The organism is Pandoraea sp. NPDC090278 (assembly GCF_044772185.1).
Classification (GTDB): Bacteria; Pseudomonadota; Gammaproteobacteria; order Burkholderiales; family Burkholderiaceae; genus Pandoraea.
The window spans coordinates 1-25,692 of the sequence record NZ_JBIVYJ010000003.1 but is presented as its reverse complement, the minus strand read 5'-3'; the positions used below and the strand labels follow the sequence as shown (position 1 = coordinate 25,692).

At 62.6% G+C, this 25,692-nt stretch carries 24 protein-coding genes; 11 read left to right on the top strand and 13 right to left on the bottom strand.

Translation table 11 applies throughout. The features are described from left to right. Positions 1-49: 49 nt before the first annotated feature. Entirely contained in the window at positions 50-1,270 is a 1,221-nt protein-coding gene (locus ACIQWO_RS12530; protein ID WP_402824035.1) for a class I SAM-dependent methyltransferase, read from the top strand. Then, entirely contained in the window at positions 1,267-2,412 is a 1,146-nt protein-coding gene (locus ACIQWO_RS12525; RefSeq protein WP_402824032.1) for a DUF72 domain-containing protein, read from the top strand. The genes ACIQWO_RS12530 and ACIQWO_RS12525 overlap by 4 nt, the downstream gene beginning before the upstream one ends. 58 nt (positions 2,413-2,470) lie before the next feature. Here the strand turns inward: ACIQWO_RS12525 and fabV are convergent, their stop codons facing one another. After that, positions 2,471-3,664 (bottom strand): enoyl-ACP reductase FabV, encoded by a 1,194-nt coding sequence (gene fabV / locus ACIQWO_RS12520; protein WP_402824029.1) that lies wholly within the window; start codon positions 3,662-3,664, stop codon positions 2,471-2,473. Positions 3,665-3,853: 189 nt separating this feature from the next. After that, entirely contained in the window at positions 3,854-5,392 is a 1,539-nt protein-coding gene (locus ACIQWO_RS12515; protein WP_150739520.1) for an MFS transporter, read from the bottom strand. A gap of 483 nt (positions 5,393-5,875) precedes the next feature. Between ACIQWO_RS12515 and ACIQWO_RS12510 the strand changes: the two genes are divergently transcribed. The 3 genes from ACIQWO_RS12510 (at position 5,876) to ACIQWO_RS12500 (ending at position 8,381) form a co-directional block, all read left to right on the top strand. Continuing rightward, positions 5,876-6,226: a hypothetical protein gene (locus ACIQWO_RS12510; protein ID WP_402824026.1), complete on the top strand. Its 351-nt coding sequence runs from the start codon at positions 5,876-5,878 to the stop codon at positions 6,224-6,226. Positions 6,227-6,346: 120 nt separating this feature from the next. Further along, positions 6,347-7,246, top strand: a complete 900-nt coding sequence (locus tag ACIQWO_RS12505; protein WP_402824023.1) for a hypothetical protein — start codon at positions 6,347-6,349, stop codon at positions 7,244-7,246. An 82-nt stretch (positions 7,247-7,328) separates the two neighbouring features. Then, entirely contained in the window at positions 7,329-8,381 is a 1,053-nt protein-coding gene (locus ACIQWO_RS12500) for a hypothetical protein (protein ID WP_402824020.1), read from the top strand. Positions 8,382-8,428: 47 nt separating this feature from the next. On the opposite strand, the gene msrA is transcribed toward ACIQWO_RS12500, so the two are convergent. The 10 genes from msrA to ACIQWO_RS12450 all read right to left on the bottom strand — a co-directional run bounded on the left by msrA (position 8,429) and on the right by ACIQWO_RS12450 (position 18,418). Then, entirely contained in the window at positions 8,429-9,001 is a 573-nt protein-coding gene (gene msrA / locus ACIQWO_RS12495; protein WP_402824017.1) for a peptide-methionine (S)-S-oxide reductase MsrA, read from the bottom strand. Between the two features lie 194 nt (positions 9,002-9,195). Next, positions 9,196-10,152 carry a formimidoylglutamase gene (gene hutG / locus ACIQWO_RS12490; RefSeq protein WP_402824014.1) on the bottom strand — a complete coding sequence of 319 codons (957 nt, stop codon included), beginning with the start codon at positions 10,150-10,152 and terminating at the stop codon, positions 9,196-9,198. A gap of 98 nt (positions 10,153-10,250) precedes the next feature. Next, positions 10,251-11,033, bottom strand: a complete 783-nt coding sequence (locus ACIQWO_RS12485; protein WP_402824011.1) for an amino acid ABC transporter ATP-binding protein — start codon at positions 11,031-11,033, stop codon at positions 10,251-10,253. Beyond that, entirely contained in the window at positions 11,030-11,698 is a 669-nt protein-coding gene (locus ACIQWO_RS12480) for an amino acid ABC transporter permease (RefSeq protein ID WP_150577174.1), read from the bottom strand. Before ACIQWO_RS12480 ends, ACIQWO_RS12485 begins: the two co-directional genes overlap by 4 nt. 137 nt (positions 11,699-11,835) lie before the next feature. Further along, positions 11,836-12,573: a transporter substrate-binding domain-containing protein gene (locus ACIQWO_RS12475; protein ID WP_150739420.1), complete on the bottom strand. Its 738-nt coding sequence runs from the start codon at positions 12,571-12,573 to the stop codon at positions 11,836-11,838. Between the two features lie 39 nt (positions 12,574-12,612). Continuing rightward, complete coding sequence (locus ACIQWO_RS12470) at positions 12,613-13,359, bottom strand: IclR family transcriptional regulator (protein WP_039396700.1); 747 nt, start codon at positions 13,357-13,359, stop codon at positions 12,613-12,615. A 245-nt stretch (positions 13,360-13,604) separates the two neighbouring features. Continuing rightward, positions 13,605-15,164, bottom strand: coding sequence for a class I adenylate-forming enzyme family protein (locus tag ACIQWO_RS12465; RefSeq protein ID WP_402824005.1), 1,560 nt, complete (start codon positions 15,162-15,164; stop codon positions 13,605-13,607). A 114-nt stretch (positions 15,165-15,278) separates the two neighbouring features. Then, the gene (locus ACIQWO_RS12460) at positions 15,279-16,523 is read right to left on the bottom strand and encodes an acyl-CoA dehydrogenase family protein (RefSeq protein ID WP_052252558.1); all 1,245 of its coding nucleotides are present in this window, start codon (positions 16,521-16,523) and stop codon (positions 15,279-15,281) included. 21 nt (positions 16,524-16,544) lie between these two features. Beyond that, positions 16,545-17,372, bottom strand: coding sequence for an alpha/beta fold hydrolase (locus ACIQWO_RS12455; protein ID WP_402824001.1), 828 nt, complete (start codon positions 17,370-17,372; stop codon positions 16,545-16,547). Beyond that, entirely contained in the window at positions 17,369-18,418 is a 1,050-nt protein-coding gene (locus tag ACIQWO_RS12450; protein ID WP_402823999.1) for a peptidase M29, read from the bottom strand. Before ACIQWO_RS12450 ends, ACIQWO_RS12455 begins: the two co-directional genes overlap by 4 nt. Before the next feature lie 145 nt (positions 18,419-18,563). Here ACIQWO_RS12450 and ACIQWO_RS12445 point away from each other — a divergent pair, with 145 nt between their 5' ends. The 5 genes from ACIQWO_RS12445 to kynA all read left to right on the top strand — a co-directional run bounded on the left by ACIQWO_RS12445 (position 18,564) and on the right by kynA (position 22,792). Then, positions 18,564-19,082, top strand: a complete 519-nt coding sequence (locus tag ACIQWO_RS12445; RefSeq protein ID WP_402823996.1) for a flavin reductase family protein — start codon at positions 18,564-18,566, stop codon at positions 19,080-19,082. Positions 19,083-19,090: 8 nt separating this feature from the next. Continuing rightward, positions 19,091-19,561: a MarR family winged helix-turn-helix transcriptional regulator gene (locus ACIQWO_RS12440; protein ID WP_402823993.1), complete on the top strand. Its 471-nt coding sequence runs from the start codon at positions 19,091-19,093 to the stop codon at positions 19,559-19,561. Between the two features lie 238 nt (positions 19,562-19,799). Beyond that, entirely contained in the window at positions 19,800-20,495 is a 696-nt protein-coding gene (gene kynB, locus ACIQWO_RS12435; protein WP_402823990.1) for an arylformamidase, read from the top strand. 67 nt (positions 20,496-20,562) lie between these two features. Further along, positions 20,563-21,816, top strand: coding sequence for a kynureninase (gene kynU, locus ACIQWO_RS12430; RefSeq protein ID WP_402823987.1), 1,254 nt, complete (start codon positions 20,563-20,565; stop codon positions 21,814-21,816). Positions 21,817-21,832: 16 nt separating this feature from the next. Beyond that, the gene (gene kynA / locus ACIQWO_RS12425; protein WP_402823984.1) at positions 21,833-22,792 is read left to right on the top strand and encodes a tryptophan 2,3-dioxygenase; all 960 of its coding nucleotides are present in this window, start codon (positions 21,833-21,835) and stop codon (positions 22,790-22,792) included. 549 nt (positions 22,793-23,341) lie between these two features. Here the strand turns inward: kynA and ACIQWO_RS12420 are convergent. Continuing rightward, positions 23,342-24,190, bottom strand: coding sequence for an IclR family transcriptional regulator (locus tag ACIQWO_RS12420; protein ID WP_402823981.1), 849 nt, complete (start codon positions 24,188-24,190; stop codon positions 23,342-23,344). A gap of 173 nt (positions 24,191-24,363) precedes the next feature. Between ACIQWO_RS12420 and ACIQWO_RS12415 the strand changes: the two genes are divergently transcribed. Further along, positions 24,364-25,557, top strand: coding sequence for an acyl-CoA dehydrogenase (locus ACIQWO_RS12415; protein ID WP_039396682.1), 1,194 nt, complete (start codon positions 24,364-24,366; stop codon positions 25,555-25,557). The last annotated feature ends 135 nt before the right edge of the window (positions 25,558-25,692 follow it).

Genomic DNA, 25,692 nt, shown 5'->3' with positions numbered 1-25,692 from the left:
TGCCGACGGTACGGATGAAAGTTTTTTTGGTGACACTTGGAGCACATCCATGTTGTGGGAGAAAAAACTCGAAAACTGGGTCAGCGGCGTCAAGACCTCTTCGAACCTGCCCATTCGCCTCGCGCTTTGGACCGGTCAGCATTACGATTTTGGTGCCTTCGATAACCCCAGCGTAACGTTGCGCATCAATGGTCCTGCGGCCATGACGCGTCTACTGAGTCCAAGCCTCGACAATCTCGGCGAGGCGTATGTGAAGGGTGAGATCGATGTCGAAGGCCGGCTGGCCGACGTCATCGACATGAGCTACGCGCTCGCGGGCAGCAGTCTGACGACCCTCGGTCCGCTTGAGCGGGCCGTGCGTCACTTCAATCACTCCAAGAAGTCCGACAAGCGCTCGATCGAGTTCCACTACGACGTGTCGAACGAGTTCTACCAGCTCTGGCTGGACAAGAACATGGTCTATTCGTGCGCCTATTTCGAAAATGGCGACGAAGACCTCGACACGGCGCAAGAGAAGAAGATCGATCACATCCTCACGAAGATCGGACTTCAACCCGGCCAGACGCTGCTCGATATCGGCTGTGGCTGGGGTGCACTGGTGATTCGTGCCGCGCAGAAGTTCGGGGCGAAGTGCCTCGGCGTGACGCTCTCGGAAAATCAGTTCGCACTGGCGACCGAACGTGTCAAAAAGCTCGGGCTGGAAGACAAGATCGAGATCCGCATTCAGGATTACCGCGACGTGGAGGGTCAGTTCGACCGGATCACGAGCGTGGGCATGTTCGAGCACGTCGGGCGCAAGAATCTGAAGGACTACTTCGCGAAGATGGCTGCGCTGCTCAAGGACGACGGCGTCGCCATGAACCACGGCATCACGTCGACGGATCCCGACAGCGGCGAGACGGCGATGGGTGGCGGCGAGTTCATCGACAAGTACGTGTTCCCGAACGGCGAGCTGCCGCACATTAGCCTGGCATTGGAGTCGATGCAGCGTGGCGGACTGGAAGCAAGCGACGTGGAAAGTCTGCGCCGTCACTACGCCCAGACGCTCACGCGGTGGTCGGAGCGCTTCGAAGCGAATGCGCCGCGTCTGCGCGAACTGGCCGGTGAAGAGCGCTTCCGTGTCTGGCGCGTGTATCTTGCGGGTTGCGCCTATGCGTTCGAGCACGATCACGTCTCGATCTATCAGGTCGTGTGCCGCAAGGCAGGACAATCGGCGAAGCAGCTTCCGTGGTCGCGCCGTTACATGTACGAGAATCGCAACAATCCATGAGTCAGATCGATCTGTTCGGCACGCCGCCTGACGATCCGCCGCCAGGCGGAGGTGCCGGGCAGGTCGACGGCAAGTCCGCTTCTACTGCCGCAGCCCCCGGCGCCGAGGGTCGACGTCCAGGTCAACGCCCTTCACGCGGCGGCGTCGGCGCGGCCGACCTCCCGCCCGAAGTGCAAACGCTGGGCGAACGGCTGCCCGGCAACATCCGTCTTGGCACCTCGTCGTGGTCGTTCCCGGGCTGGAAGGGCATTGTCTGGGACGACGATTACAGCGACACCAAACTCTCACGTCAGGGACTCACCGCGTACGCCAGTCATCCCGTGCTGCGTTGCGTCGGCATCGACCGGTCGTTTTACAAGCCGATGTCGATCGTCGAGTACCAGAAGTACGCCGAGCAGGTGCCGAAGGATTTTCGCTTCCTGGTGAAAGCGCCGAGTGTCGTGACGGATGCCGTCGTGCGGGGAGAGAAAGGCGAAGGTCTCAGCGCGAATCCGTGCTTTCTCGACGCGCGCATTGCCGCCGAACAGTTCGTCGCGCCGTGCCTCGCGGGGCTGGGGCCGAAGGCTGGTGTGCTCGTGTTTCAGGTGTCCCCGTTGCCGACCGAGTTGCTGCGCGACATCCCCACGTTGATTCAACGCATCGAGGCGTTTTTCTCCGCCCTTCCCCCCTTACCTCAGGGCGAAACGCTGCCCGACGGGACGGCAGCGCCCGGACCGTGCTACGCACTGGAGATTCGCGATGGCGCACTGCTGACGCCACGTCTCATGCGCGCGCTGGGGCAACTGGGTGTGCGTTACTGCATCGGTCTGCATGCGCGCATGCCGCATGTGGAGCGTCAGGCCGCCGCATTGGCATTGCTTGATGAGATGGGCGCGGGACCGCTCGTCGTACGCTGGAATCTGAACAGCGGTCACAAGTACGAGCAAGCCAAAGCGAAGTACGCGCCATTCGACAAAATCGTCGATCCCGATCCGACCACGCGCGACGTGCTCGCCGCGTTGGCCGCGCACTATGCAATGGCCGGGCACCCCGTCTACGTCATCGTCAACAACAAGGCCGAAGGCTCGTCGCCGTTGTCGTGCAAGGCGCTGGCCGAGCGCATTTCCGAGTTGTCGCAGACGCCAGAAACGACAATGGCCTGACCCGGCAGTTACGCCGGGCTCAGGCCATCGTCATTCGAACGCGAAGCGCTTGAATCGCTTACGCGACGAGGTGCGGAATCGCGACGTCCGGATTCACGTCGGCGTCGTAGTCCACGCCTTCGATCTCGAAGCCGAACAGACGCAGGAACTCGTGCTTGTAGCCCGCGAAGTCCGTCAGTTCGTACAAGTTCTCGTTCGTCACCTTATCCCACAGCGCCGAGACTTCGCCCTGCACTTCCGGCGACAGTTCCTTCTGATCGGTGCGCACGCGACCTTCTTCGTCGAGCAGCGGCGAAGCGTTGTACAGGCTGTCCTTGTACAGACCGTAGATCTGTTCGATGCAACCTTCGTGCGTGCCCTGGGCCTTCATGACCTTGAACAGCAGCGACAGATACAGCGGCATCATCGGGATCGCCGAGCTGGCCTGCGTGACGAGTGCCTTGAGCACGGCAACGCGTGCATCGCCACCGCTCGGGGCGAGCTTCGCACGAATGCCCAGCACCTTCTCGTCCAGATCCTTCTTGGCCGCGCCGATTGAGCCGTTCCAGTAGATGTCGTGCGTGATCTTCTCGCCGAGATACGTGAAGGCGGTCGTCTTGGCGCCCGGGGCGAGCACACCGGCGTCGGCCAGCGCGTCCATCCACATTTGCCAGTCTTCGCCGCCCATGACGGCGACCGTGTTGTCGATCTCTTCCTGCGAGGCCGGTTCGAACACCGACTCCTTCACGACTTCCTTGTCCGTATCGATGCCGCGCAGCGTCACCGACTTGCCGACCGGCTTGAGCACCGAGTTGAACACCTGCCCCGTTTCCGGATGCGTGCGGCGCGGTGCGGCCAGGCTATACACGACCAGATCGACCTGACCGAGATCGTTCTTGATCGTCTCGATGGTCTTGGCCTTGATTTCCTTGGAGAAGGCGTCGCCGTTGATGCTCTTCGCGTAGAGGCCCTTTTCGGTGGCGAACTTGTCGAAGGCGGCGGTGTTGTACCAGCCCGGCGTGGCGGGCTTGGTCTCGCTGCCTGCGCGCTCGAAGAACACGCCCAGCGTGTCGGCGTTGCTGCCGAAGGCGGCGGTAATCCGTGCGGCCAGACCGTAGCCGGTCGACGCGCCGATCACGAGCACCTTCTTCGGGCCGTTCGCGATCGGGCCTTGCGCCTTCACGTACTCGATCTGTTGCTTGACGTTGGCTTCGCAGCCGACGGGATGGGTGGTGACGCAGATGAAGCCGCGCACGCGTGGCTTGATGATCATGGAAACCTCGTTCACAAAATTCGGTGATGCCGGCTCACCCGGCAAACACCGCGCATTGTAAACGAGGTCGGGCCGGGCCCGGCAGTTTGAGACCGTTTTGCCCGGTCTGCGCCCCGATTTCCGGCCACTTTCCGCCGTTCGGCAATGTCCGGTCGGACAGCGCCGAACGATATTCGGATGATTCCGGTGCTATTCCGGTGCAACGACGACCGTACGGTCGACCCGCTTGGGGAACTGAATCTGACGAATGCGGCGCACCAGCAAAGCCGCCACAATTGCGGCCACGCCCGTGAGTAGCACACCGGCGTGCACAGCGTTCACCAGCGTCTGACGTGCCGTTTCGACCAGAGGCAGGCCGTCGATGCCCATCGCACGCAAGTCCGTCAGCAAGTCGGCGCGCAACGCCGGATCGATCAGAATGCGCGGATCGAGGGCGCGCGCCACAGCGTGCGCTGCGGGCGTGCCGTCGTAGCTCGTCACGGCACCGGCCACACCGCGTGCGTACCAGTGATTGACCAGCGTACCGACAATGGTCGTGCCCAGCATGCCACCGACCATGCGCGTCGATTGCAGCAACGCGGTCGTGATGCCGAAGCGCTCGCGCCCCGCGATTTCCTGCCCGAACACGTTCATGTTGTTCAGGATGAAGCCGATACCGATGCCCGCGCAGGCCATCGCCAACGCAAGCAGGCCATGCGGCGTCGTGTTGTGCGCCAGCCCCACCCCTGCCGAAGCGACCGCCAGCAGGCAGAAGCCGATGACGAGCATGTTCGTCGGCCGCGCGAGACGCACCACCACCGGCGTGTTGATGAAGCTGCCCAGTGCGATGCACGCGGCAATCGGCGTCGCGATCAGCCCTGCGGCCTGCGGGCTGAGGCCGAAGCCGCCCTGCAACAACAGCGGCGCGAAGAAGATCAGCGAGTACATTACGAAGCCGATCAGCACGGAGAGCGTGAAAAGCACCACGAGCTGCGGGTGCCGGAACATGTCGAGCGGCACGATCGGATGCGTCGCGCGCCGTTCGGTGCGCAGCAACGCCCAAAAGCCGATGGCGACAGCTGCGATCAACGCGAGGTTGACCAGAGATGCGCCGTGCTCCGGCACGCTCTCGATAAACACCTGAAAACCGCCCAGCACCACCGCGATCCAGAGCGCGCCGCGCCAGTCGACGCGAACGTCACCCTTATGGGCGGGCGGGAATTTCGGCAGATAGCGCCACACGAAGTACAGCGCCGCCAGCCCGACCGGTAGGTTGACGAAGAAGGTGGACCGCCAGCCGAAATGCTCGGAGAGCAGACCGCCCAGCGACGGGCCAGCCGCCGTGCCGATGCCGTACGCCGTGGTGATCACCACTTGCCAGCGCACACGCGAACGCGCATCCGGGAAAAGGTCCGGAACCGACGCGAACGCCGTGCCGACCATCATCCCGCCGCCAATGCCTTGCAAGCCGCGCGCGAACACGAGGAACGGCATGTTGGGAGCGAGGCCGCACAGCAGCGAGGCGAACGTGAACGTCAGCACCGACGCGATGACGAACTTGCGTCGACCGAAGTAATCGCCGAGCCGTCCAAATACCGGCACGGTCACGACGGAGGCCAGCAAGTAAATGCTCGCAATCCAGGCGTAATACTCGAAACCCTTGAGCTCGGCGACGATGGAGGGAAGTGCTGTACTGACGACGGTCTGGTCGAGGGCGACCAGCATGTTGACGAGCGCGATGCCGATCATGGCCATCAACGCATCGCGGAAAGGCAGGGGGCGCACGGCAAACTACCTGAAGACTTCATGGAGGGGAGCCGCCATTTTATGCGAAAAATAATGAATATATGAACGGTTATGCATGGCGCGCATTTCCAGCCGGAAGCCCCCGGTACGCCTTGTTCTGCGTCGATCCCCCGCTTCTCCTTCTGTTGCGAAGTCGCCACCGAAAAAAATTCAACGAATATAGATAAAAAATTCAACAAAAGTCCGCTCCACGACTCGCATTGCCACCCATCCCCTCAAATCGGGGCATTGTCCGATCCCCCTTTCGGACGCGCCACAACCCCACCTCACCTCGCGGCGGGCATCATCGATGTGTCCTGGCCGGACGGCGCAACGCAGCAAATACGTCAATTCCCAGCGCATTCGCCAAAACCGCGCTTTAACAACGGCCGCACCATCGCTCGACGCTTCGGAAAGCGTCGTCGTCACTTTTCTGGAGATACGCCCATGAAACATCGCCCTGCGCGCGAAGACTACCGACGCTGGCTGAACGCACAACGCGGCGAGACATCGGCTGACGCACAGGAAGCGGTCCAGACAACGGCCGCACTTCCAGAACTTCCCGAGACATTGCCGTATGCCGGATACGTCGTCTGGTTTTACACAAGCCTCACCTATCTCGATATTCGTTTCGATCACCATCAATTCGCCATCGTCACGCAGCAAGTGCCCAGCCCGGCCGAAGCGTTCTACTTCGATCACTTCGACGCCGCTTATGGGCATGCCGCCGACGTGGGCGAACCCTGTCTGATCCTGTTCGCTTCAGTGACCGGTGGCGCGGCGAGCGTCGCCGGGTAGACGCTCGTGGGGTCCGCAGGTAGACGCAGCGGACTGTCGGCGTTCGCACTGCCCACGAGGTCCCGCCTCTTTCCCTCTCATCCTCCTCAACGATATGCACTCTCTCAGGGAGCTTTGACCATGCCGTTTATCGCTATTGGGATGTCGCTTTCGCAGGCTCGTGCGGCCAAAACCAACGTTGAGTTCGCCGTGCCGTCGGCCGCCATCGAAATGCAAGCAGTCAGGAACATCGACGCGTCGGCCACATCCCGTGCCAAACATGCGCCCCCGTCGACCGCCATCGAAATGCAGGAGGTCGACAACACTGCCTCGCTCACAGACAAGGAGTTGCCCACGCGTCAGGGAGTGGCTTCGGACAAATCAACTCGCCGCGCTTTCGGATGCCAGCCGACGCCGGTCGACACATACGTCGCCAATGCACTCGCCGAGTTCGTCACGCCACGTGGCGAATGCGCGCCCCGAACGTTCGCAAGCAATGCCGCGCTTCGTACAGAACTTGCCGACATGCTGGCCCTTCACCCGGACGGCGAAGGCGTGAGTGTGGCGGCACAACTCGAAGCGCTGGGGTTGCCCTCGTTGTTGGTCGACGACCGAAAATATTTGCCCGGGACGCTTGACGCGATGCGTTACGACGTAGGCGCCAACGCTATTCGTCTTGGGCGATTCAAATTCTCGGAGATCGACGCCTACGGCAAGGCCGCAGCATTTCGTTTTGCAGGCGAATGTGAGTTGGCACATCTTCACAAGGGCGACCCTGTCGCCGCGCTGGTCAGGGAGGACCACGCATCGATACTCGATTTCCACTACCGTGCCGCCGGAATGCGAGGCCACACGGCGCTACCTCCGACCGGCTATGTCAAAGCCGGGCAAGACGAAACGCAACTCTCGGATTTCACTGCACACCTCACGCGTTGCCGACGCCTGGGGCCCCCTCTTCGCTCCATCCGGGCCAGCGGATTGCGCGTGTATCCCGTCTCACCGCTGGACACGATGCAAACCGGTCCCTGCGTAATTCTCTGATGCTTCGCACGATCTCGCGAGCGCAGCGCCCCGTCGGGCGATTGCGTTACCGCAGCAACGACATACTTTGAGAGAGGACTACATGCCTGCCCCGTCACAATCACTCCCGAGCTATTGGCCGCAATTGTCGAACTGGCAAGTCCAGGCGGGCGAGGCACCCGGCAACGCCCGTGCGGCAACACAGTTCACCAGCATCAGAAATCGTCTGCCTGAAGGGCACGCGATCCGCACGGCGTCGTTGGCAAGGGAAAGTCAGGCCGTTCCGGCGGAAACGCCGTGTCAGGGCGTGCATTTGGATGACTACATGCACAACGTGCTCGCGGCATTGGTCACGCCTAAGGAGGGATGTCCGTCACGACGCTATGCGCGCAATGCGGAGCTTCGGCATTCGGTTGCGACCGCGCTGGCGTTGCATCCGGAGGGGGGCGCGGCGTTGCTCGAAGCGAGGCTGAAATCGCTGGGACTGCCCTCGTTGCTCCGAGACGAGCCGCAACATCTGCCGGGAACATTGGAGGCGCTACGTTATGACGTTGGCGCACAGATCGTGGCCATCGGGCGGAGCGAGTTGTCCGATCTTGCGGACGTCGATACGCCGGAGGATGGCGCCTTACATGAGGCAGGCGCGCGCGAACTGTCTTACCTCGACAACGACAGCCCTCACGCGGCGGAAGTCCTGCGCGACCACCGACGCATTCTCGACTTCCATTACAGCGCGGCGGGGGTTAATTCGTTTGAGGCGGATGAAGCCCTTCAGGCGCTTGAAGCCATGAGGCGCACGGCGTTCCCGTCGTCCGTACAACTCATGGCTCCCTTCAAGACGGAGGCAGCAGCCATCGCGGCTGCCGTGGCAAAGCCTGATGTGCCATTGGATCAGCGACTGAGAAATGCGCGGCACCAGCAACACCGTATCGCGACCTTCATCGGGCACATCGAACGATGTCGGCAGCGCGCAGAACCGCCGCCCTTACGAAGCCGTAGCGGGAGCGCGTGGGGCCGGATTCCGGTTTCGGTGGGGCCGGACGCACAGCGCGCACGTCGTACGGTAGCGGACAATGGTCCGCCGCCGCCTCCTCCGTATCCAGCTCATCCGCCGTCGCGCGAGCACGACCCGCTCTACAACTGCACGATCCTGTGAGCGGGATCGTCAGCGCGCGACCTGTTCCGCCAACGTATGCCGCCGACTTATGCCGCCGACTTCAAACGGCGGGCGAACTTCTCGCGGAATTTCTTGAGCTTCGGCGCGACGACATACGCGCAGTAGCCCTGGTCGGGATGCTGACGGAAGTAGTTCTGGTGGTACGCCTCGGCGGGCCAGAACGTCTGCGTCGCGACAACTTCGGTGACGATGGGATGCTGATACGTCATCTCCGCCATCAGTTCGGCAATGAGATGTTCGGCCGCCGTTTTCTGTGCGTCGTCGTGATAGAAGATCGCCGAGCGATATTGCGTGCCGACGTCATTGCCCTGACGGTTGAGCGTGGTCGGATCGTGGATCTGGAAGAAGACAATCAGGATTTCTTCGAACGTGACGACGTCCGGGTCGTAGGTCACTTGCACCACTTCCGCGTGGCCCGTGTCGCCTTCGCAAACCTGTTCGTACGAGGGATTGTCGACATGACCGCCTTCGTAACCCGAGACGACAGACTTCACGCCGTCCAGTTGTTGATAGCAGGCTTCGAGACACCAGAAACAGCCACCGGCCAGCGTGGCGACTTCGGTACGGGTATCGCTCGGGGAGTTCGTCTGCTCTGTCATCTTGACCTCGCTTGTCGACTGCGATTGTGCGCACTTGCGTCGGACCGGCATGCCGCAGTGCACCAAACAAATAGGGCGGGCGATCGAGAGTTCGATCGCCCGCCCTATTGTCGCGCAGAAGTCCCGCGAACGGCGCAAATAACCTTAGGCACTGCGCGGGGCGTGACGCCCCGCTCGCTCCGTAGCTACGCCGCTCAGCCCTGCAGCTGCGTGATCAGCGGATGCAGCAGACGTGCACCGACACGTGCCGTGAGGCCGTCGCGGTCGTACGTCGGGTTGTACTCGGCGATGTCCGCCACGCGCAGCTTGCCCGAACGACGCACCACGCCGATGAGCGCTTCCACCACTTCGAACGCCACGCCGTGCGCTGCCGGTGCCGACACGCCTGGGGCTTTCTCGCCCGGCAGCACGTCCATGTCGATGGTCAGATAGACGTGGCTCACCTTCGCCAGCTTCTTCTCCAACTGTTCGCACATTTCCGGCAGACGGTGCGCGAGCATCGTCGAGTCGAGCCAGTAGTCGACGTTCAGCGCGGTGGCGCGCTCGAACAGCGCGTCGGTGTTGCTGTAACGGCTCACACCGAGACATGCGTAATGGAACGGCGCCTGACGGCCCGCCAGCAACTGCGAGATCTGCCAGAACGGCGTGCCGGAGCTGGCCGTGGGCTGTGCGCGCAGATCGAAGTGGGCGTCAAAGTTGAGAATCAGAATCGGTTCGTCGCGCAGACGGTCACCGTAGTGTTCTGCCACACCCAGGAACGTGCCGTAAGCGATCTCGTGTCCGCCGCCCAACACCACCGGACGCGCCCCTGCCGCCAACACTTCGGCGACACGATGGCCCAGCGCGGCTTGCGCCGCTTCGAGCCGTTCGTCGGCACACACGATGTTGCCGCCGTCGAACACGGACGGCGTGCCCTGCACGGGCAGACTCGCCAGTGCCCGGCGCAGCATGTCGGGACCGGCCACAGCACCCTGACGTCCGTGATTGCGGCGCACGCCTTCGTCACTGCAAAAGCCCAGCACCACCGCGCCGCCCGCCACTTCCGATGCGTCGCAAGCATCGTAGTCGCGCAGCACCTGATGCAGACGCAGTGTGTGGCCCGTTTCGCCGGTATCCACACGGCCTTGCCAGACCGCTCGATCGATTGTCATACGTTTTCCTGCCTTGCCTTACCTGCTCGTAACCGTTTTACTTTGCGCTTTGCATCGACGAGCACCGGCGCTGCCGGTGCCGCCAGGTCGCCGGGTCATTACGCCGAACGCGAAATGACCGCTTGCAGGAATTCACGCGTACGCGCTTCGCGCGGCGCGGTGAAGATCTGCTCCGGCGAGCCGGCTTCGATGATGCGGCCCTGATCCATCACGACCACGACGTCAGCGACTTCGCGGGCGAAGCCCATTTCGTGCGTGACGACGAGCATCGTCATCCCATCGTTCGCGAGCGCTTTCATGACTTGCAGCACTTCACCGACCAGTTCCGGATCGAGTGCCGACGTCGGTTCGTCGAACAACATGACTTGCGGCTTCATGGCGAGCGCGCGGGCAATCGCCACGCGCTGCTTCTGCCCACCGGATAGCGTGCCCGGGTAGACGTCCGCCTTCGCGGCGAGCCCCACCTTGGTGAGCAGTTCGCGAGCGAGCTTTTCGGCGTCGGCGCTCTTCATGCCGCGCAGCTTGCGCGGTGCGAGCGTCACGTTATCGAGCACCGTCAGATGCGGGAACAGATTGAACGACTGGAACACCATGCCCACTTCCGTGCGCAGATGGTTCAGCGGGTTCTCGCCCATCATCTTGCCGTGATCGACGAGCTTCTTGCCGACGATCTCGATGGTGCCCTGTTCGGCCGTTTCCAGACCGTTGCAGCAACGCAGGAACGTGCTCTTGCCCGAACCGCTCGGGCCGATGACCACAACGACCTGACGCGGCTGCACTTCGAAGTCGATGCCCTTGAGCACCTGATGGCTGCCGTAAGCCTTGCCCAGCCCTTCGATCTTGAGGATCGGGGCGCCGTTGGTTGTCTTCACTTCGCTCATTGCACGGCACCTCCGGCACGCAGGGACTTCTCGGCACGCTGCAGCAGCAGCGTGGTGACACCGGTCAGAATCAGATAAACAAATGCAATCGCCAGATACACTTCCAGCGAGCGATACGACACGCTGATGATCTTCTGACCTTCGTGCATCACGTCATGGATCGTGAGCAGCGACACAAGGGCGGAGTTCTTGATCAGCGCGATAAATTCGTTGCCCAGCGGCGGGATCATGCGCACCACGGCCTGCGGCAGAATTACCGAGCGCATGGCCTGACCGTAAGGCATGCCGAGCGAGCGGGCGGCTTCCATCTGACCGCGCTCGATCGACTGGATGGCGCCACGCACGATTTCCGAGACGTAAGCACCGCTATAGATGCCCAGACCCAGCACGCCGCACAAAAACGCCGGCAGCAGAATATTGAACTGAGGCAGACCAAAGAACAGGATAAAGAGCTGCACCAGCAGCGGCGTGCCACGAATGAACGTGACGTAAGCGGTACAGATGCCGTAGCGAATGCGGTTGGCCGGGTTGAGTCGGCCCATGCCGACCAGCAAACCCAGGACACAGCCGAGGGCCAGGGCGCAGGCGGTGACTTCGACGGTCACGAGCGCGCCACGCGCCAGGTCCGTCCAGTTTGCCCACACCGGCGAAAAATCGAGTTCCATGCGTACTCCGTCAGTTGCTCTACTGCGCTATTGCTTTATTACTTGGGCAGGCGACGTCACTCCAGCAGAAGTGACGGCCAGCCCGCCCGGTATTGCTTAGGTCATACGTGATGCGACTAACTCGCGAATGACGCGACTTACTTCGACGTACCGAAGTACTTCGTCACCAGCGCGGCGTAGGTGCCGTCAGCACGCACCTTTTCCAGCGCCTTGTTCATTTCTTCGGTCAGCGCCTTGTCGTCCTTGCGCAGCGCGAAGCCATAACGCTCGATGGTCAGGGTCTTGTCGAGCACTTTGACGCTCGGGTTGGCCTTTGCGTACAGCAGCGCTGCGGGCTTGCCCGTCACAGCGGCGTCGGCACGGCCGATCTTCACGAGTTCGAACATCTGGTCGTTCTTCTCGACTTCTACGCGCGAGACCTTCGGGTAGTTTTCCGTCAGGAACTGCACCGACTTCGTACCGACCTGCACCGACACCTTCTTGCCGTTCAGATCGGCCGGTTCCTTGATGCTGGTGTTGTCAGCCTTGACCATGATGGCCAGACCGCCGGTGTAGTACGGGTGCGTGAAGTTCACGGCCTTCAGGCGTTCGTCGGTGATGTAGATCGCCGAAGCAGCCACGTCGACACGCTTGGACAGCACGGCCGGGATCAGACCCTTGAAGTCGATATCCGTCCACTCGACCTTCTTGCCCATGGCCTTGCCCAGCGCTTCGATCATTTCGACGTCGAAGCCGGTGCGCTTGCCGTTATCCACATATTCGAACGGGGGGAACGTGGCGTCGGTGGCAACACGCAGCACGTCGTCAGCAGCGAAGACCTTGCTCGAGCAGGTGACGGCCAGCGCCATCGTGAACAGGATGTGACGCAATTTCATCTGGTACTCCTTCGTGTAGTCTCGGTTCGGAAAAACCGGTTAAAAGTACTGCAATCGATTCGAAATACGCTCGGCTGCCGCCACCGTGAGGCGGATCAGCTCTTCGTGGCGCTGCGCCACACGCACGGCCGGCGCCATCAGCGTGATGGTGCCCTCCAGACGTTCCTTCGCGGCAAAGACCGGGGCCGACACGCCCCAGACGCCGAAATCTACTTCGCTCTCAGACACTGCATACCGTTGCTTGCGAATCTCTTCGATCTGCGCGGCCAGACGCTCTTGCGCAACCGGCTGGCCAGCCAATTGACGGCCGATCAGATTTTCGCGGGTGGTCTGGGGCAGGAAGGAGAGCAAGGCTTTGGCCGAAGCACCGTGCACCAGTGGGTGTGCACGGCCTTTTGCGAACGAGCAACGCAGCGATTGCTCGCTCTCGTGCATGTCGAGGCAGACGACCTGACCGTTAGCGGCGACGAGCAGACCGACCGTCTCCCCGGTGCGCTGCACCAGGGCGTCGATCTCTTCACGTGCCTGAGTCACAAGATGCGAGTTGTGGTCGAAACCCCACGCCAATTGCACGCCGACCGGACCCGGTTCGTAGAGCGCCTCATGGGCGTGCTCTTGTACCAGCCCCCACTTCTTGAGCGGAACGAGGTGGCGGTAAACCGTAGAGAGCGGCAGGCTCGTTTGCGCGGCGATCTCGCGTGCCGCGATCGGGCGTCCATGACGCGCTACAGTCACAAGGACTTGCAGTACGCGCTCGGAGACCGAATGAGCTTCGGTGGTGTCCATCGTCTTCAAAAACCAAAGAAAGCAAAAAAATCAGCAGGCTGTGCCGCTGATGACGACATGGGCGCTATCTTGCGATGCAATTCCCAAAGTAAAAAATGCGATTCTCATCGGATGGTAACAAATTGGGAGATTACGCATAGGGACTTTCCCTTATGCATCGCGGAAGACCATCATAAAAAAATGCCGGATCCCTTGTGTGACAAGGCATCCGGCGCTTTTGAGAAAGATTTGAATAAAGCTTCTGATTAGCGACTCTTGGTAGCCATTTGCGAATTCGCGGCGTCCGATAGCCACTCGATGAGAATCGGTTTTTGCACTTTCCCAAGTGCGCTCTTGGGCAGGTTCTCAAAAATGACGACGCGTCGCGGCAGTTTGAAGCGCGCGATGCGTGTGCCGAGAAAGTCGAGGACGGACGCCTGCGTCGCACCCGCTTGCGGGGTTGCCACCACCACGGCCACCGGCACTTCGCCCCAGCGTTCGTCCGGCACGCCGACCACCGACGCTTCGAGTACGCCCGGGCAATCGACCAGCGCGTTCTCGATTTCGGCGGGATAGATGTTCTCGCCGCCCGAGATGATCATGTCCTTGCTGCGGCCGACGACTTCGAAGCAACCGTCTTCGCGCAGGCGCGCGAGATCGCCGGAGTGGAACCAGCCGTCGGCGAACGACACATGATCGGGCGCACGCCAGTACTCGCGCATCACGTTCGGTGCCCGCACGAGAATTTCGCCGACGTCGCCGAAGGCTACGTCCTGCCCCGCCGGGTCGACGAGCCGCACTTCCACGCCGGGACACGCACGCCCCACCGCACCGGGATACGCCTTCGCCTCGCCGAAGCGCAAAGCGATGGACACCGGCCCCGTCTCCGTTGCGCCATACACCTGCCCGAGCGGAATACCGCGCGCGTGGAAGGCGTCGATGGCGGACATCGGCACGACGCTCGATCCCGCCATCACGCCACGCAGCGACGAGAGATCGCTCGTTGCCCACGCGGGGTGCGTCTGCACGGCGCGCATGGTGGCGGGCACCATTAGCGAGAGCGTCGGGCGATGCCGTGCGACGTCGGCCAGCCACGCCGCCGGATCGAAGCGCGGATGTAAGGTAACGCTCGCACCGCACAGCAGCGCGGGCAGCGTCTGAATGCACAGACCACCGACGTGAAACATCGGCAGCGTCGAAAGGATGTGATCGTCGGCACGCATGTCGTGCGACCACCAGCTCGCTTCGGCATTGGCCAGCAGCCCGGCCTGTGTATGCAACGCGCCCTTGGGTTCGCCGGTCGTGCCGGATGTATAAGCGAGCAGCACGGGGGCATCGGCTGGCACATCCGGGTAGTCGACCGGCTTGACCGACGGCACCGCAATCAGGCCGTCGATGGGCGCAATGGCTGGCGGCGGCAGATCGGTGATGGCGTCCTGTTCGAGCAGGTCGCGAATCTGACGCGCAGCGTCGCGATGTACAGCGTCGAACCACAGCACGCGCACGCCCGCGTGACGCACGATGGCGGCCAGCTCAGGCACAGCAAGCCGGAAGTTCAGCGGCAGAAAGATGGCACCGGCGCGCGCGCAGGCAAACAGCAGCGCCAGTTGCAATTCGTCGTTCAGACCGAGACAGGCGACGCGGTCGCCCGGCGCAATGCGCCACGTCTCGCGCAGATGGCCGCCGACGCGCTCGACGCGTCGCCACAGCGCGGCGTAATCAGTCGTGGCAGTCGTGAGGGCTTCGTCACCGAAACCGCAGCGCAGCGCCAGCCGTTTGGGCGTGGCGCGCGCATGACGGGCAAGCGCTTCTACAAAAGGCGTCAACTTCTTCTCCGTCACAAGAGAGACGGCGAGGTCATCGCCACCTGGCGACCTCGCCGATTCGCTGAACCACTGCATTCCGAATGGGCGACGCAATCGCCTCGCCCCGGGGATGACTTATTCGTCGCGCTCGCCCGGCTCGTACAGCGCCTCGCGACCGATACGGTCGAGGCACAGTTCGGCCGTCCACGGCAACATCAGCGCGCCGCAACGCGAATCGCGATACATGCGCTCCAGCGGCAAGGTCTTGAGCATCGACTGGCCGCCGCACGTGCGAATCGCGAGACGGCACAACTCGTTCGCATTCTCCATGATCGTGTACTGCGCCGCATACGCACGCAGACGCGCTTCCTTGCCCGGATCGGCCCGGCCGTCCTGCAAGGCTCGCAGGAACAGCGCACGCGTTTGCTCCAGCATGATGTGCATCTGTGCGACGGCGATCTGTTTCGTCGGATACATGCGACGCTTGACCGGCGCGCCCATGCCTTCGGCTTCGCCGCGCAGATATTTGACGGTGAAGTCGTACGCTGCCTGCGCGATCCCCATATAGGTCGGCGCGAGCGTCATGAACATGTGCGGCCAGCGGCTCGCCGCCTGATAGTAGACGCCGCGCGGCATCAGTTGCAGTTCGTCCGGGACGAACACGTCCTTGAAGAGCAGCGTACGCGAGACGGTGCCGCGCATGCCGAGCGGATCCCAATCGCCGGTGACGGTCACGCCCGGGGCGTCGCCCGGCACGGCGATATAGAACGTGTCCTTCATCGACAGCTCGGGCTTGTCTTCCGTGCACAACACGCCGTAGTAGTTCGCCGCGCCCGAGAGCGAGGCAAATATCTTGCGGCCGTTGATCATCCAGCCGCCGTCCACCTTCGTCGCCGTGGTGCCGAACGGCGCTTTGCCTGCGGCCGCCGCACTGCCTTCGGAGAACGGTTGCGCGTAGATCGCGCCGTCCTGAATCACGCGCTCGAAGTGATGCTTGCGATAGCCCGCATGCTCAGCGCGTTGCTCGGGCGTCATGTCGAGATCGTCGGACAAAATGCCGGTCCACATCATCGAGCACGTATGCATGTTGAACGTGAGTGCGGTCGCGCCGCAATGACGGCCCAGCTCGGCGGACACCATCATGTACGTGGCGAAGTCAGCGCCCAGCCCGCCGTCTTCTTCCGGGATGCACAACTTCAGCAGACCGGCGGCGCGCATGTCGTCGTAGTTCTCGAACGGGAACGACGCTTCGCGGTCCCAGCGCGCGGCGCGCGGGGCGAGCGACTCGCGGCCGACCTGTTCTGCCAGCGCCAGCAAGCGCCGCTGCTTGTCCGTGAGCGGGAAGTGCTCGCCGACGATCGAGGGGGGCTGATAGGCCACGGTTGTCTCCTGATGTTTGTTCTAGAGCGTTGCGAGGAAGGTGCGCCCCTCGGCGTCGAAGGCAGCCGGGTGTGTCAGATTCATGAGGTGGCCTGCGCCGGGCAGGCAGACGTAGCGCGCGTCGGGAATCGACTCGGCCATGCGCGCCATCACTTTCGGTGGCGCGTTGTTGTCGTGTTCGCCTGCGATCAGCAACACCGGCACGTTCAGACGCGCCAGTGCCGCGCGTTGCTCGAAGCCGACGAGTGCCTGCAATGCGGCCCGATAGGCGGACGGCGTGAGCGCGCCCATCGCGTCGACGGCCAGTGCGCGCGCGTGCGCGCGTGTCACGTCATCAGGCTCACCGAGCATGCCCGGCACGATCGCTTCGGCCATCTCGCGCAGGGTCTTGCCCGCGTCGAGCGGCGCGGTGCGCTGACGCACGAACTCGCGCTGGAAATCGCCGTCCGGTTTGCCAAAGGCCGGTGACGTGCCGCACAGAACGAGCGCGGCGACATCGCGGGTCGCGGGTGCGCCGCGCGCCATCAATTCCTGCACGACCATACCGCCCATGCTGTGTCCGATGAGGACGAAGCGGGATGCATCCGATGCGGGCGACGTCGTATGCAACGTATCGAGCAAGGCACGCAGACTATCGGCGAGCGCCGCCATCGTCGGTTCGGCTGGCATGGCGCTGTCGCCATAGCCCGGCATGTCCCACGCCACGACGCGGTAACCCGCTGCGACGAACGTATCGAACTGCGCAGGCCACACGTGACGGTTGCCGCCGATGCCATGCAGCAGTACGAGCGTAAGTGGCCCGTCACCAGCTTCGCGGTAGGCGGGCGCGGCCATCGTGGGTGACGTCATGATGCGAATTCGCCTTGCAGTTGCCCATCGCGCACGACGACGTCGCCATCGAGTGCAATCGTGCATTTGCGCAGCGGCAGATCGAAGTGGCCCAGCGTGTGGCGTCCTGCCACCTCGTTGGCCCCCGTCGAATAAAGGAAGTTGCCTGCGAAGGCGCGCTGCTCCGTGCCGTTGCAATCGCGCTTGTCGTAGCAGGCGAGTGCATCCCAGCGGGCGCGTGGGTTCAGGCCGAAGCCGACGTGCGACACGGCGTACGCCTCGCGGTCGCCCCACGCGGCGAAGTAGTCGCGCATGAGATCGACATCCACGCCCTCTCCGTCGATGGCCACGACATAGTCGTCCTCGACGGTGAGCGCGATGCGATCCCGCAAGTATTGTTTGAAGGTGAGATTGATGTCGCCCGGCGCGAGCACGAGCTGGCCGTTGACGCTATGCGCGGCCGGGAACGCCAGCGCGAGGCCACCGGGCCAATGCGCGACCTGTCCCGGTTTAGCGCACCAGCCCCAGACGCCACCGACGCGCGCGTCGCGAAGTCCGATGCGTAAATCGGTACCGGCGGCGGACGTCACATGCATTTCTGCTGCACTGCGCAAACGCTTGATCGCAGCACGCACTTTCGGCTCCAGCGCCGGGTCGGTCGCGCAGCGCTCCAGAATCTCGGGATGTTCGTTGGACACCATCAGCACGCGCGCGCCGCCGCCCAGAATCTCGGGCAGTTCGGGGGCGTGCAGGAGGCCTTCCACGGTGCAGTCGACGACGAGCGTCGCCGCCTTGAGGGCGGCCACGACAGGGGCCAGTTGCCCCAGCGCGTCGCTTGCCCCGGTCGAGCGCACCGGCACCGGTGCACTGACACGGGGACTGGGCACCACAAGCCGGAACGGCCTTGCGCCAAGCGCCTCGGCGGCCAACTGGGCCAATTCCACATTGATAGGCCGGGATTGCGTTTCAGCTACAATCGCCACCACATCACCGGGTTGTATGTCGCAGCGCCGCAAGGTCTCGGCAAATACGTCGATCCACTTATGCTCGATTCGCTCGATCAGCATATCGTCTCCTGAGCGTCTGACCCTTGCGCCCTTGCCGGGCAACGTTGGCCGTCACGCGTCTTGTCGATCTGTTGTTCGTGCCATAGTATATGAATATTCATACAAATCAACCCGATCAAATTAGCCGGACGGGAGTGCAGGGAAAGTGAACGCCAATCGCGCCTCGGCGCCTGAATTCGACAGTGCAGCTTTTCGCAGTGCGCTCGGTCAATTTGCGACCGGTGTCACCGTGATCACCACGCGGGCCGACGACGGCTCGCTCATCGGCATCACCGCCAGTTCGTTCAATTCGGTGTCGCTCACGCCGCCGCTTATCCTGTGGAGTCTTGCCACGCGTGCGGGCAGCATGCCCGTGTTCCGTGAAAACACACATTACGCCGTGAACGTGCTCGCTGCCGATCAGCTCGATCTGTGCAAGCGCTTCGCGACGATGAAGGGCGACCGGTTCGCGGGCGTGCCTTACACGTTGTCGGCGTCGGGCACGCCGGTGCTGGACGGCGCGCTTGCCTGGTTCGAATGCCACAACCGCAGCCGTTACGACGAAGGCGATCACGTCATCTTCGTGGGTGAGGTCGAGCGTTGCGGCGTGCATCCGGATGTTGCAGAACGCATGCCCCTGATCTTCCACGCAGGCGGCTTCCACAAGCCGCAGTCTCTGGGCTGAGGCACATCATGTCCGCTGCGCGGCCAGCCACCCCGGCATCCTCCGACACGCCGTTCGTCGACGACTATCTGCTGTATTTGCTCGCCCGCGCGAGCGCGCTCGTGTCGGACGAGTTTCACCGCGAAGTGGCCGCCGCAGGACTCGGCGTACTGGAGTGGCGCGTGCTGGCCACGTTGTCCGACGGGCAGGCGCGCACCATCAATCAACTGGCGGACATCGTGCTCGCCAAGCAGCCAACCGTCACCAAGGTCATCGATCGGCTCGAAGCGTCGGGCGACGTCGTGCGGGGCGAGAGCGCCACTGACCGTCGACAATCGCTGGTCTCGCTCACCGACGCGGGCGTCGCCCACGTCACCCCGCTGCTGGCGGGTGCGCGACGTCATGAGGCGAGTGTGCTCGCGCGATTCGGCGAGCCGCAGTCGGCCCAACTCAAAGAAGCGCTGCGTGAGCTCATCCATCAGATGACGCATCGACGCTAGTCGCCCTCCCCGCTCACTCCCCTCGCATTACCCCGCCGACGAATTCGGGCGAACTCGCATCGAATTCGATCAAATTCGCAAAACTTAAAAGAATCCACCGAAAAATCAGCATAAATGTCGGCCTGATTTCAATTCCGGCTGCCCGGCCATTCGAATACGCAAGCACCTGCGGCGAAGAATTTCCTACACTATCTGGGATTTCTTCTTCCACAAAACGCGCTTTATCTAGCGCTTGCGTATGAACGTTTCGAACGCCCCGGAAGCACCGATTACGGCGGCCAACACCGCAGATGTAGCCACCACGACCGAACGTCGCGTGTGGGACATCAGCGCGCCCTTGTCCGCAGACACGCCGGTATGGCCCGGCGACACGCCGTTGACTGAAGAAGCCGTGTGGCAGATCGGGCCCGGCTGCCCAGTCAACGTCGGCCGCATCACGCTCTCGCCGCACACTGGCGCGCATGCCGATGCGCCGCGTCATTACGACGACGCGGGCGTTTGCATCGGCGAAGTCGACCTTCAGACGTATCTGGGGCCGTGCCGCGTGATCCATTGCATTGGGGCGTCGCCGGTTGTCACGCCGGAGATGGTTGCGCCGCACCTCGCCAGCGTTCCGCCGCGCGTGCTGTTGCGCACGTACACGCAAGCGCCGGTCTCGCGCTGGGACAGCGAGTTTTGCGCGGTTGCGCCGGAGACAATCGATTTGCTGGCGTCGCATGGCGTGAAGCTCGTGGGCATCGATACGCCCTCGCTCGATCCGCAGCAGAGCAAGACGATGGACGCCCATCACCGCATTCGTGCGCATCGCATGGCGATCCTCGAAGGGCTGGTGCTCGACGCCATCTCCCCGGCCGATTACGAACTCATCGCGCTGCCGCTGAAGTTCATGCGGCTCGATGCGAGTCCGGTGCGCGCAGTGCTTCGCGCACTCTGAGCATCGCGGCACACACGGTATTCTTTTTTCATCCAACGCTTTTACTCATTACTCAACTACGCAAACCATGACGTCTTCTCGCAACGATTGTCTGGCCCTCGACGCGGCCGATGCCCTTGCTCCGCTGCGCGCGCAATTCGACCTGCCCAAGGATGTGATCTACCTTGACGGCAACTCGCTGGGCGCACGTCCGATCGCGTCGGCCAAACGCGCGCAGGAAGTGATTACCGGCGAATGGGGCGTGGGCCTTATCCGCAGCTGGAACGAAGCCGACTGGTTCGCACTGCCGCGCACGCTCGGCGACAACCTTGCCCCGATCATCGGTGCAGGCAAGGGCGAAGTCGTGGTGACGGACACCACGTCGAGCAACCTCTTCAAGGTGATGGCCGCCGCGCTCGACGCGCAGCGTCAGCGTTCGCCCAAGCGCCGCGTCGTGATCTCCGAGCGCAGCAACTTCCCGACCGATCTGTACATCGTGCAAGGGCTGACGCGTCTGCTCGACGACGGTTACTCGCTGCGTCTGATCGACTCGCCGGACGAGTTGCAAAGCGCGCTGGGCGATGACGTCGCCGTGGTGCTGCTCACGCACGTGAACTACCGCACTGGCGCGATGTACGACATGAAGGCGCGCACGGCCGAGATTCATGCGAGCGGTGCACTGGCGGTGTGGGATCTGTGCCACTCGGCGGGCGCTGTGCCGGTCGATCTGAACGGTGCTGACGCCGATTACGCCGTGGGTTGCACGTACAAGTATCTGAACGGCGGCCCGGGTTCGCCTGCGTTCGTGTGGGTCAACAAGAAGCATCAGGACACGTTCTGGCAGCCGCTGTCGGGCTGGTGGGGCCACCGCACCCCGTTCGCGATGACACCGGAATACACGCCGGATGACGGCATCGGCCGTTACCTGTGCGGCACGCAGCCGATCGTCTCGCTGTCGCTGGTGCAATGTGGTCTGGACATTTTTGCGCAGACATCGATGGACGCACTGCGTCGCAAGTCGCTCGCGCTGACCGACCTGTTTATCAAACTGGTCGAAGAGCGTTGTGCCGAATTCCCGCTGACGCTGGTGACGCCGCGCGATCACGCGTCGCGTGGTTCGCAGGTGAGCTTCGAGCATCCGGAAGGTTTCGCCGTGATTCAGGCACTGATTGCGCGCGGCGTGATCGGCGACTATCGCGAGCCGCGCATCATGCGTTTCGGCATGACGCCGCTGTACACGAGCTTTGCCGACGTGTGGGATTCGGTCGAGATTCTGCGCGACGTGCTGAGCACCGGTTCGTGGGACAAGCCCGAGTTCCATCGCCGTGGCACGGTGACCTGAGCAAGGAGTTGTCAGCATGACCAAGCCGTCCCCCAAGGCTACGACCCCGACGTCCGACTCGTCCACCTCGCCCGCACAGGGCGGGTGCCCGTTCGGGCATGGAAGCGAAGCGAGCGGCGGTGCGTCATCGACGCCCGCCAGCACGTCTGCCAACGCCACGCAGTGGCACGACGCGCAGCTCGATTTCTCGAAGAGCATGAGCTATGGCGACTACCTGTCGCTCGATCCGATTCTGAATGCGCAGCATCCGCGTTCGACGGATCACAACGAGATGCTGTTCATCATTCAGCATCAGACGAGTGAACTGTGGATGAAGCTCGCGCTGTACGAGTTGCAGGCAGCGCGCACGGCGGTTCACAACGACGAACTGCCGCCAGCGTTCAAGATGCTGGCGCGTGTGTCGCGCATTCTCGAGCAGTTGGTGCAGGCGTGGAGCGTGCTGGCGACGATGACGCCGTCGGAGTATTCGTCGATGCGTCCGTCGCTAGGTAGTTCGTCGGGCTTCCAGTCGTATCAGTACCGCATTCTGGAGTTCATGCTGGGCAACAAGAATGCAGCGATGCTGGCACCGCATTCGCATCGTCCGGACCTGTATCAGCAGGTCGAAGCTGCGCTCAACGCACCGTCGTTCTATGACGAAGTGGTGCGTCTTTTGGCGCGTCGCGGCTTTGCGATTGCCCCGGAGCGTCTGGAGCGCGACTGGACGAAGCCGACGCCGCACGACACGACCGTCGAAGCGGCATGGCTTGAGGTGTATCGCAACCCGTCGCAGCATTGGGAGCTATACGAGATGGCCGAAGAACTGGTCGATCTCGAGGACGCTTTCCGTCAGTGGCGGTTCCGTCACGTGACCACAGTCGAGCGCATCATCGGCTTCAAGCAAGGGACTGGCGGCACGAACGGCGCGCCGTATCTGCGCAAGATGCTCGACGTGGTGTTGTTCCCCGAGCTTTGGCACGTGCGCACGTTGCTGTGATGTTTTGGTTGGAACCGGTCGCTTAGATTCGGTGAGCGCCCTTGTCCGATGCCCGGGCAGCGGCGCTTTTTCGTTTACCCAATCGTTTGAATACGGTTGGTACCCTTGGCTCATGCCCGGGGCAGCGACGCTTGCCCGGCCCCTGACTCCGCTCCAAGACCTTTTAAGTCGCTACGTCAGGGGCCGGACAACCACCGCCATCGAATGTCCAGAGACCCGGCAAGGTCGCCGTCCCCTCGGTGTCGTCGCATCGATAGTGGTGACGAATCGGGTTGGGTGTCGCCCGCAGCGCGACTAAAAAGGTAGTGGAGTGCTGCGGGCGACACCCAAGCCGATTGACCACAGACCGATTAGGCGTTTCCGCTGAGACGAGCAGCCGACTGTTTCAATCGGCGTCCGACCTCGTCCCAAAAACCCGGGGCAGTCATCAACCGCTTGGTGTCGTCGCATCGATAGCGATGAAGAATCGGGTTGGGTGTCGCCCGCAGCGCGACTAAAAAGGTAGTGGAGTGCTGCGGGCGACACCCAAGCCGATTGACCACAGACCGATTAGGCGTTTCCGCTGAGACGAGCGGCCAACTGTTTCAATCGGGGTCCGATCTCATCCCGAAACACCGAATCCGGAATCGAAGAAGACGGCCCGCTGCAACTGATCGCGAGCCAACGGTTCTGCCGGATGTCGCGAAGCGGCACGGCGACGGCGTTGACGCCTTCATGCCACTCACGAAACGAGTAGCAGAGCCCTTCCCGCTTGTACGATTCGATCCCTTTATCGACACCTGATTGCAGCGCGTCCCAGCCGACATTGCGCAGTGCGGCGGGATTGGCATCGTAGGCATCGTGCAGATCCGAGAGCATCGTCTCGCGCTCGGTCGGCGTCATGGCCGCGAGATAGACGCGCCCCATCGAACTGGTCAGCATCGACAGACGCGAGCCCGCCGTCAGACCCAGCGTGAGATGCGCGGCATCGCTGCGAATCGTCTCCAGATACATCATGTCCACGCCCTCGCGACAGCCGAGGGAGATCGAGCATCCCATCTCTTTAGCGAGCGCACGCATATGAGGACGCGCCAGCGTCAGCATATCGGTGCCGTTCAGGAAGGCGTAGCCGAGGGCCAGCACGCCCGCGTCCAGCGCATATTTGCCGAGGTCAACGTCGTAACGCAGGTAGCCGAGTTCGGTGAGGGTGTAGGCCAGACGGCTCACCGTCGCTTTCGGCAAGCCCGTGCGCGCTGCGAAATCGCGGTTGCCGAGCAGCATGTCGTCCGGCCCGAAAGCGCGCAGCAGTTCAAGGCCTCGCGCCAGCGCCGTAACGAACTTGCGCTCGTCGTGCGACGGCGATACACCATGAGCCGGCGCACCGGTAAGGGCAGACAGGGACGTTTTGATCACAGCCATCGCGCACTCCGCATCGACTTCGCAGTCACATTGAACGTACCGGGCAAACAGATTCGGCCAGCGCACGCACTGGCCGTTGCCCGGCGAAAAATTTTAGTGTTAAACTAACTTCGATTTCAGAACATTGTTCCGCATTACGGAACTTTCGTCAAGTTGATTGGAGGAGATGGGTCATGGCAGGCAATGCACAGTTTCACTGGGAAGATCCGCTGTTGCTCGACGCGCAGCTCACCACCGACGAGCGCATGATTCGCGACGCGGCCGCCGCGTATGCGAACGACAAGCTCGCGCCGCGTGTGCTCGAAGCGTTCCGTCACGAGCGCACCGACGCATCGATCTTTCGCGAGATGGGCGAGATCGGTCTGCTCGGCCCGACGATCCCCGAACAATACGGCGGCCCCGGTCTGAACTATGTGGCCTACGGCCTGATCGCCCGCGAAGTCGAGCGCGTGGATTCGGGCTATCGCTCGATGATGTCCGTGCAGTCGTCGCTGGTCATGGTCCCGATCTATGAGTTCGGCAGCGAAGCGCAAAAGCAGAAGTACCTGCCGAAGCTCGCCAGCGGCGAATGGATCGGCTGTTTCGGTCTGACCGAGCCGAACCACGGTTCGGACCCGGCGGGCATGACCACGCGCGCCAAGAAGGTCGCCGGCGGTTATGAACTGAGCGGCAGCAAGATGTGGATCACGAATTCGCCCATCGCCGACGTCTTCGTCGTCTGGGGCAAGCTCGCCGACGAAAACGGCGAAGAGAAGATCCGCGGCTTCATCCTGGAAAAAGACTGGAAGGGTCTGTCGGCCCCCGCGATTCACGGCAAGGTCGGCCTGCGTGCCTCGATCACCGGCGAAATCGTGATGGATCAGGTCTTCGTGCCGGAAGAGAACCTGATGCCGGGCGTCTCCGGCTTGAAGGGGCCGTTCACGTGCCTGAACTCGGCCCGCTACGGTATCGCCTGGGGTGCACTGGGCGCCGCCGAGTTCTGCTGGCATATGGCGCGTCAGTACGTGCTGGATCGTCAGCAGTTCGGTCGCCCGCTCGCCGCCAACCAGCTGATTCAGAAGAAGCTGGCCGACATGCAGACGGAAATCACGCTGGGCCTGCAAGGCTGCCTGCGTCTGGGTCGCATGAAGGACGAAGGCACGGCGGCGGTCGAGATCACCTCGATCATGAAGCGCAACTCGTGCGGAAAGGCGCTCGACGTAGCGCGTCTGGCGCGCGATATGCTCGGCGGTAACGGCATCTCGGACGAGTTCGGTATCGCCCGCCATCTCGTGAACCTCGAAGTGGTCAACACCTACGAAGGCACGCACGACATCCACGCCCTGATTCTGGGTCGTGCACAGACGGGCATTCAGGCGTTCTTCTGATTCCCGGAAGTTTGAGAAGTGGGGGGGGGGGGGGGGCCCCCCGCCTTTTGAATATTTTTTTTTTGGGGGGTGTGGGTGGGGGGAGGGGGGGGGGGGGGGGAAAAAAAAGAAGAGAGCGGGGCACAAAAAAAAAAA

Bases quoted from the DNA above. Each gene is read 5' to 3' on its own strand.
- hutG (WP_402824014.1), bottom strand. From the start codon at position 10,152: ATGACAATCGATCGAGCGGTCTGGCAAGGCCGTGTGGATACCGGCGAA.
- kynB (WP_402823990.1), top strand. From the start codon at position 19,800: ATGAACGTTTCGAACGCCCCGGAAGCACCGATTACGGCGGCCAACACC.
- ACIQWO_RS12510 (WP_402824026.1), top strand. From the start codon at position 5,876: ATGAAACATCGCCCTGCGCGCGAAGACTACCGACGCTGGCTGAACGCA.
- ACIQWO_RS12515 (WP_150739520.1), bottom strand. From the start codon at position 5,392: ATGATCGGCATCGCGCTCGTCAACATGCTGGTCGCCCTCGACCAGACC.
- msrA (WP_402824017.1), bottom strand. From the start codon at position 9,001: ATGACAGAGCAGACGAACTCCCCGAGCGATACCCGTACCGAAGTCGCC.
- ACIQWO_RS12440 (WP_402823993.1), top strand. From the start codon at position 19,091: ATGTCCGCTGCGCGGCCAGCCACCCCGGCATCCTCCGACACGCCGTTC.
- kynU (WP_402823987.1), top strand. From the start codon at position 20,563: ATGACGTCTTCTCGCAACGATTGTCTGGCCCTCGACGCGGCCGATGCC.
- ACIQWO_RS12450 (WP_402823999.1), bottom strand. From the start codon at position 18,418: ATGCTGATCGAGCGAATCGAGCATAAGTGGATCGACGTATTTGCCGAG.
- ACIQWO_RS12485 (WP_402824011.1), bottom strand. From the start codon at position 11,033: ATGAGCGAAGTGAAGACAACCAACGGCGCCCCGATCCTCAAGATCGAA.
- kynA (WP_402823984.1), top strand. From the start codon at position 21,833: ATGACCAAGCCGTCCCCCAAGGCTACGACCCCGACGTCCGACTCGTCC.
- ACIQWO_RS12530 (WP_402824035.1), top strand. From the start codon at position 50: ATGTTGTGGGAGAAAAAACTCGAAAACTGGGTCAGCGGCGTCAAGACC.
- ACIQWO_RS12415 (WP_039396682.1), top strand. From the start codon at position 24,364: ATGGCAGGCAATGCACAGTTTCACTGGGAAGATCCGCTGTTGCTCGAC.
- ACIQWO_RS12475 (WP_150739420.1), bottom strand. From the start codon at position 12,573: ATGAAATTGCGTCACATCCTGTTCACGATGGCGCTGGCCGTCACCTGC.
- ACIQWO_RS12505 (WP_402824023.1), top strand. From the start codon at position 6,347: ATGCCGTTTATCGCTATTGGGATGTCGCTTTCGCAGGCTCGTGCGGCC.
- ACIQWO_RS12470 (WP_039396700.1), bottom strand. From the start codon at position 13,359: ATGGACACCACCGAAGCTCATTCGGTCTCCGAGCGCGTACTGCAAGTC.
- ACIQWO_RS12500 (WP_402824020.1), top strand. From the start codon at position 7,329: ATGCCTGCCCCGTCACAATCACTCCCGAGCTATTGGCCGCAATTGTCG.
- ACIQWO_RS12480 (WP_150577174.1), bottom strand. From the start codon at position 11,698: ATGGAACTCGATTTTTCGCCGGTGTGGGCAAACTGGACGGACCTGGCG.
- ACIQWO_RS12420 (WP_402823981.1), bottom strand. From the start codon at position 24,190: ATGGCTGTGATCAAAACGTCCCTGTCTGCCCTTACCGGTGCGCCGGCT.
- fabV (WP_402824029.1), bottom strand. From the start codon at position 3,664: ATGATCATCAAGCCACGCGTGCGCGGCTTCATCTGCGTCACCACCCAT.
- ACIQWO_RS12455 (WP_402824001.1), bottom strand. From the start codon at position 17,372: ATGACGTCACCCACGATGGCCGCGCCCGCCTACCGCGAAGCTGGTGAC.
- ACIQWO_RS12525 (WP_402824032.1), top strand. From the start codon at position 1,267: ATGAGTCAGATCGATCTGTTCGGCACGCCGCCTGACGATCCGCCGCCA.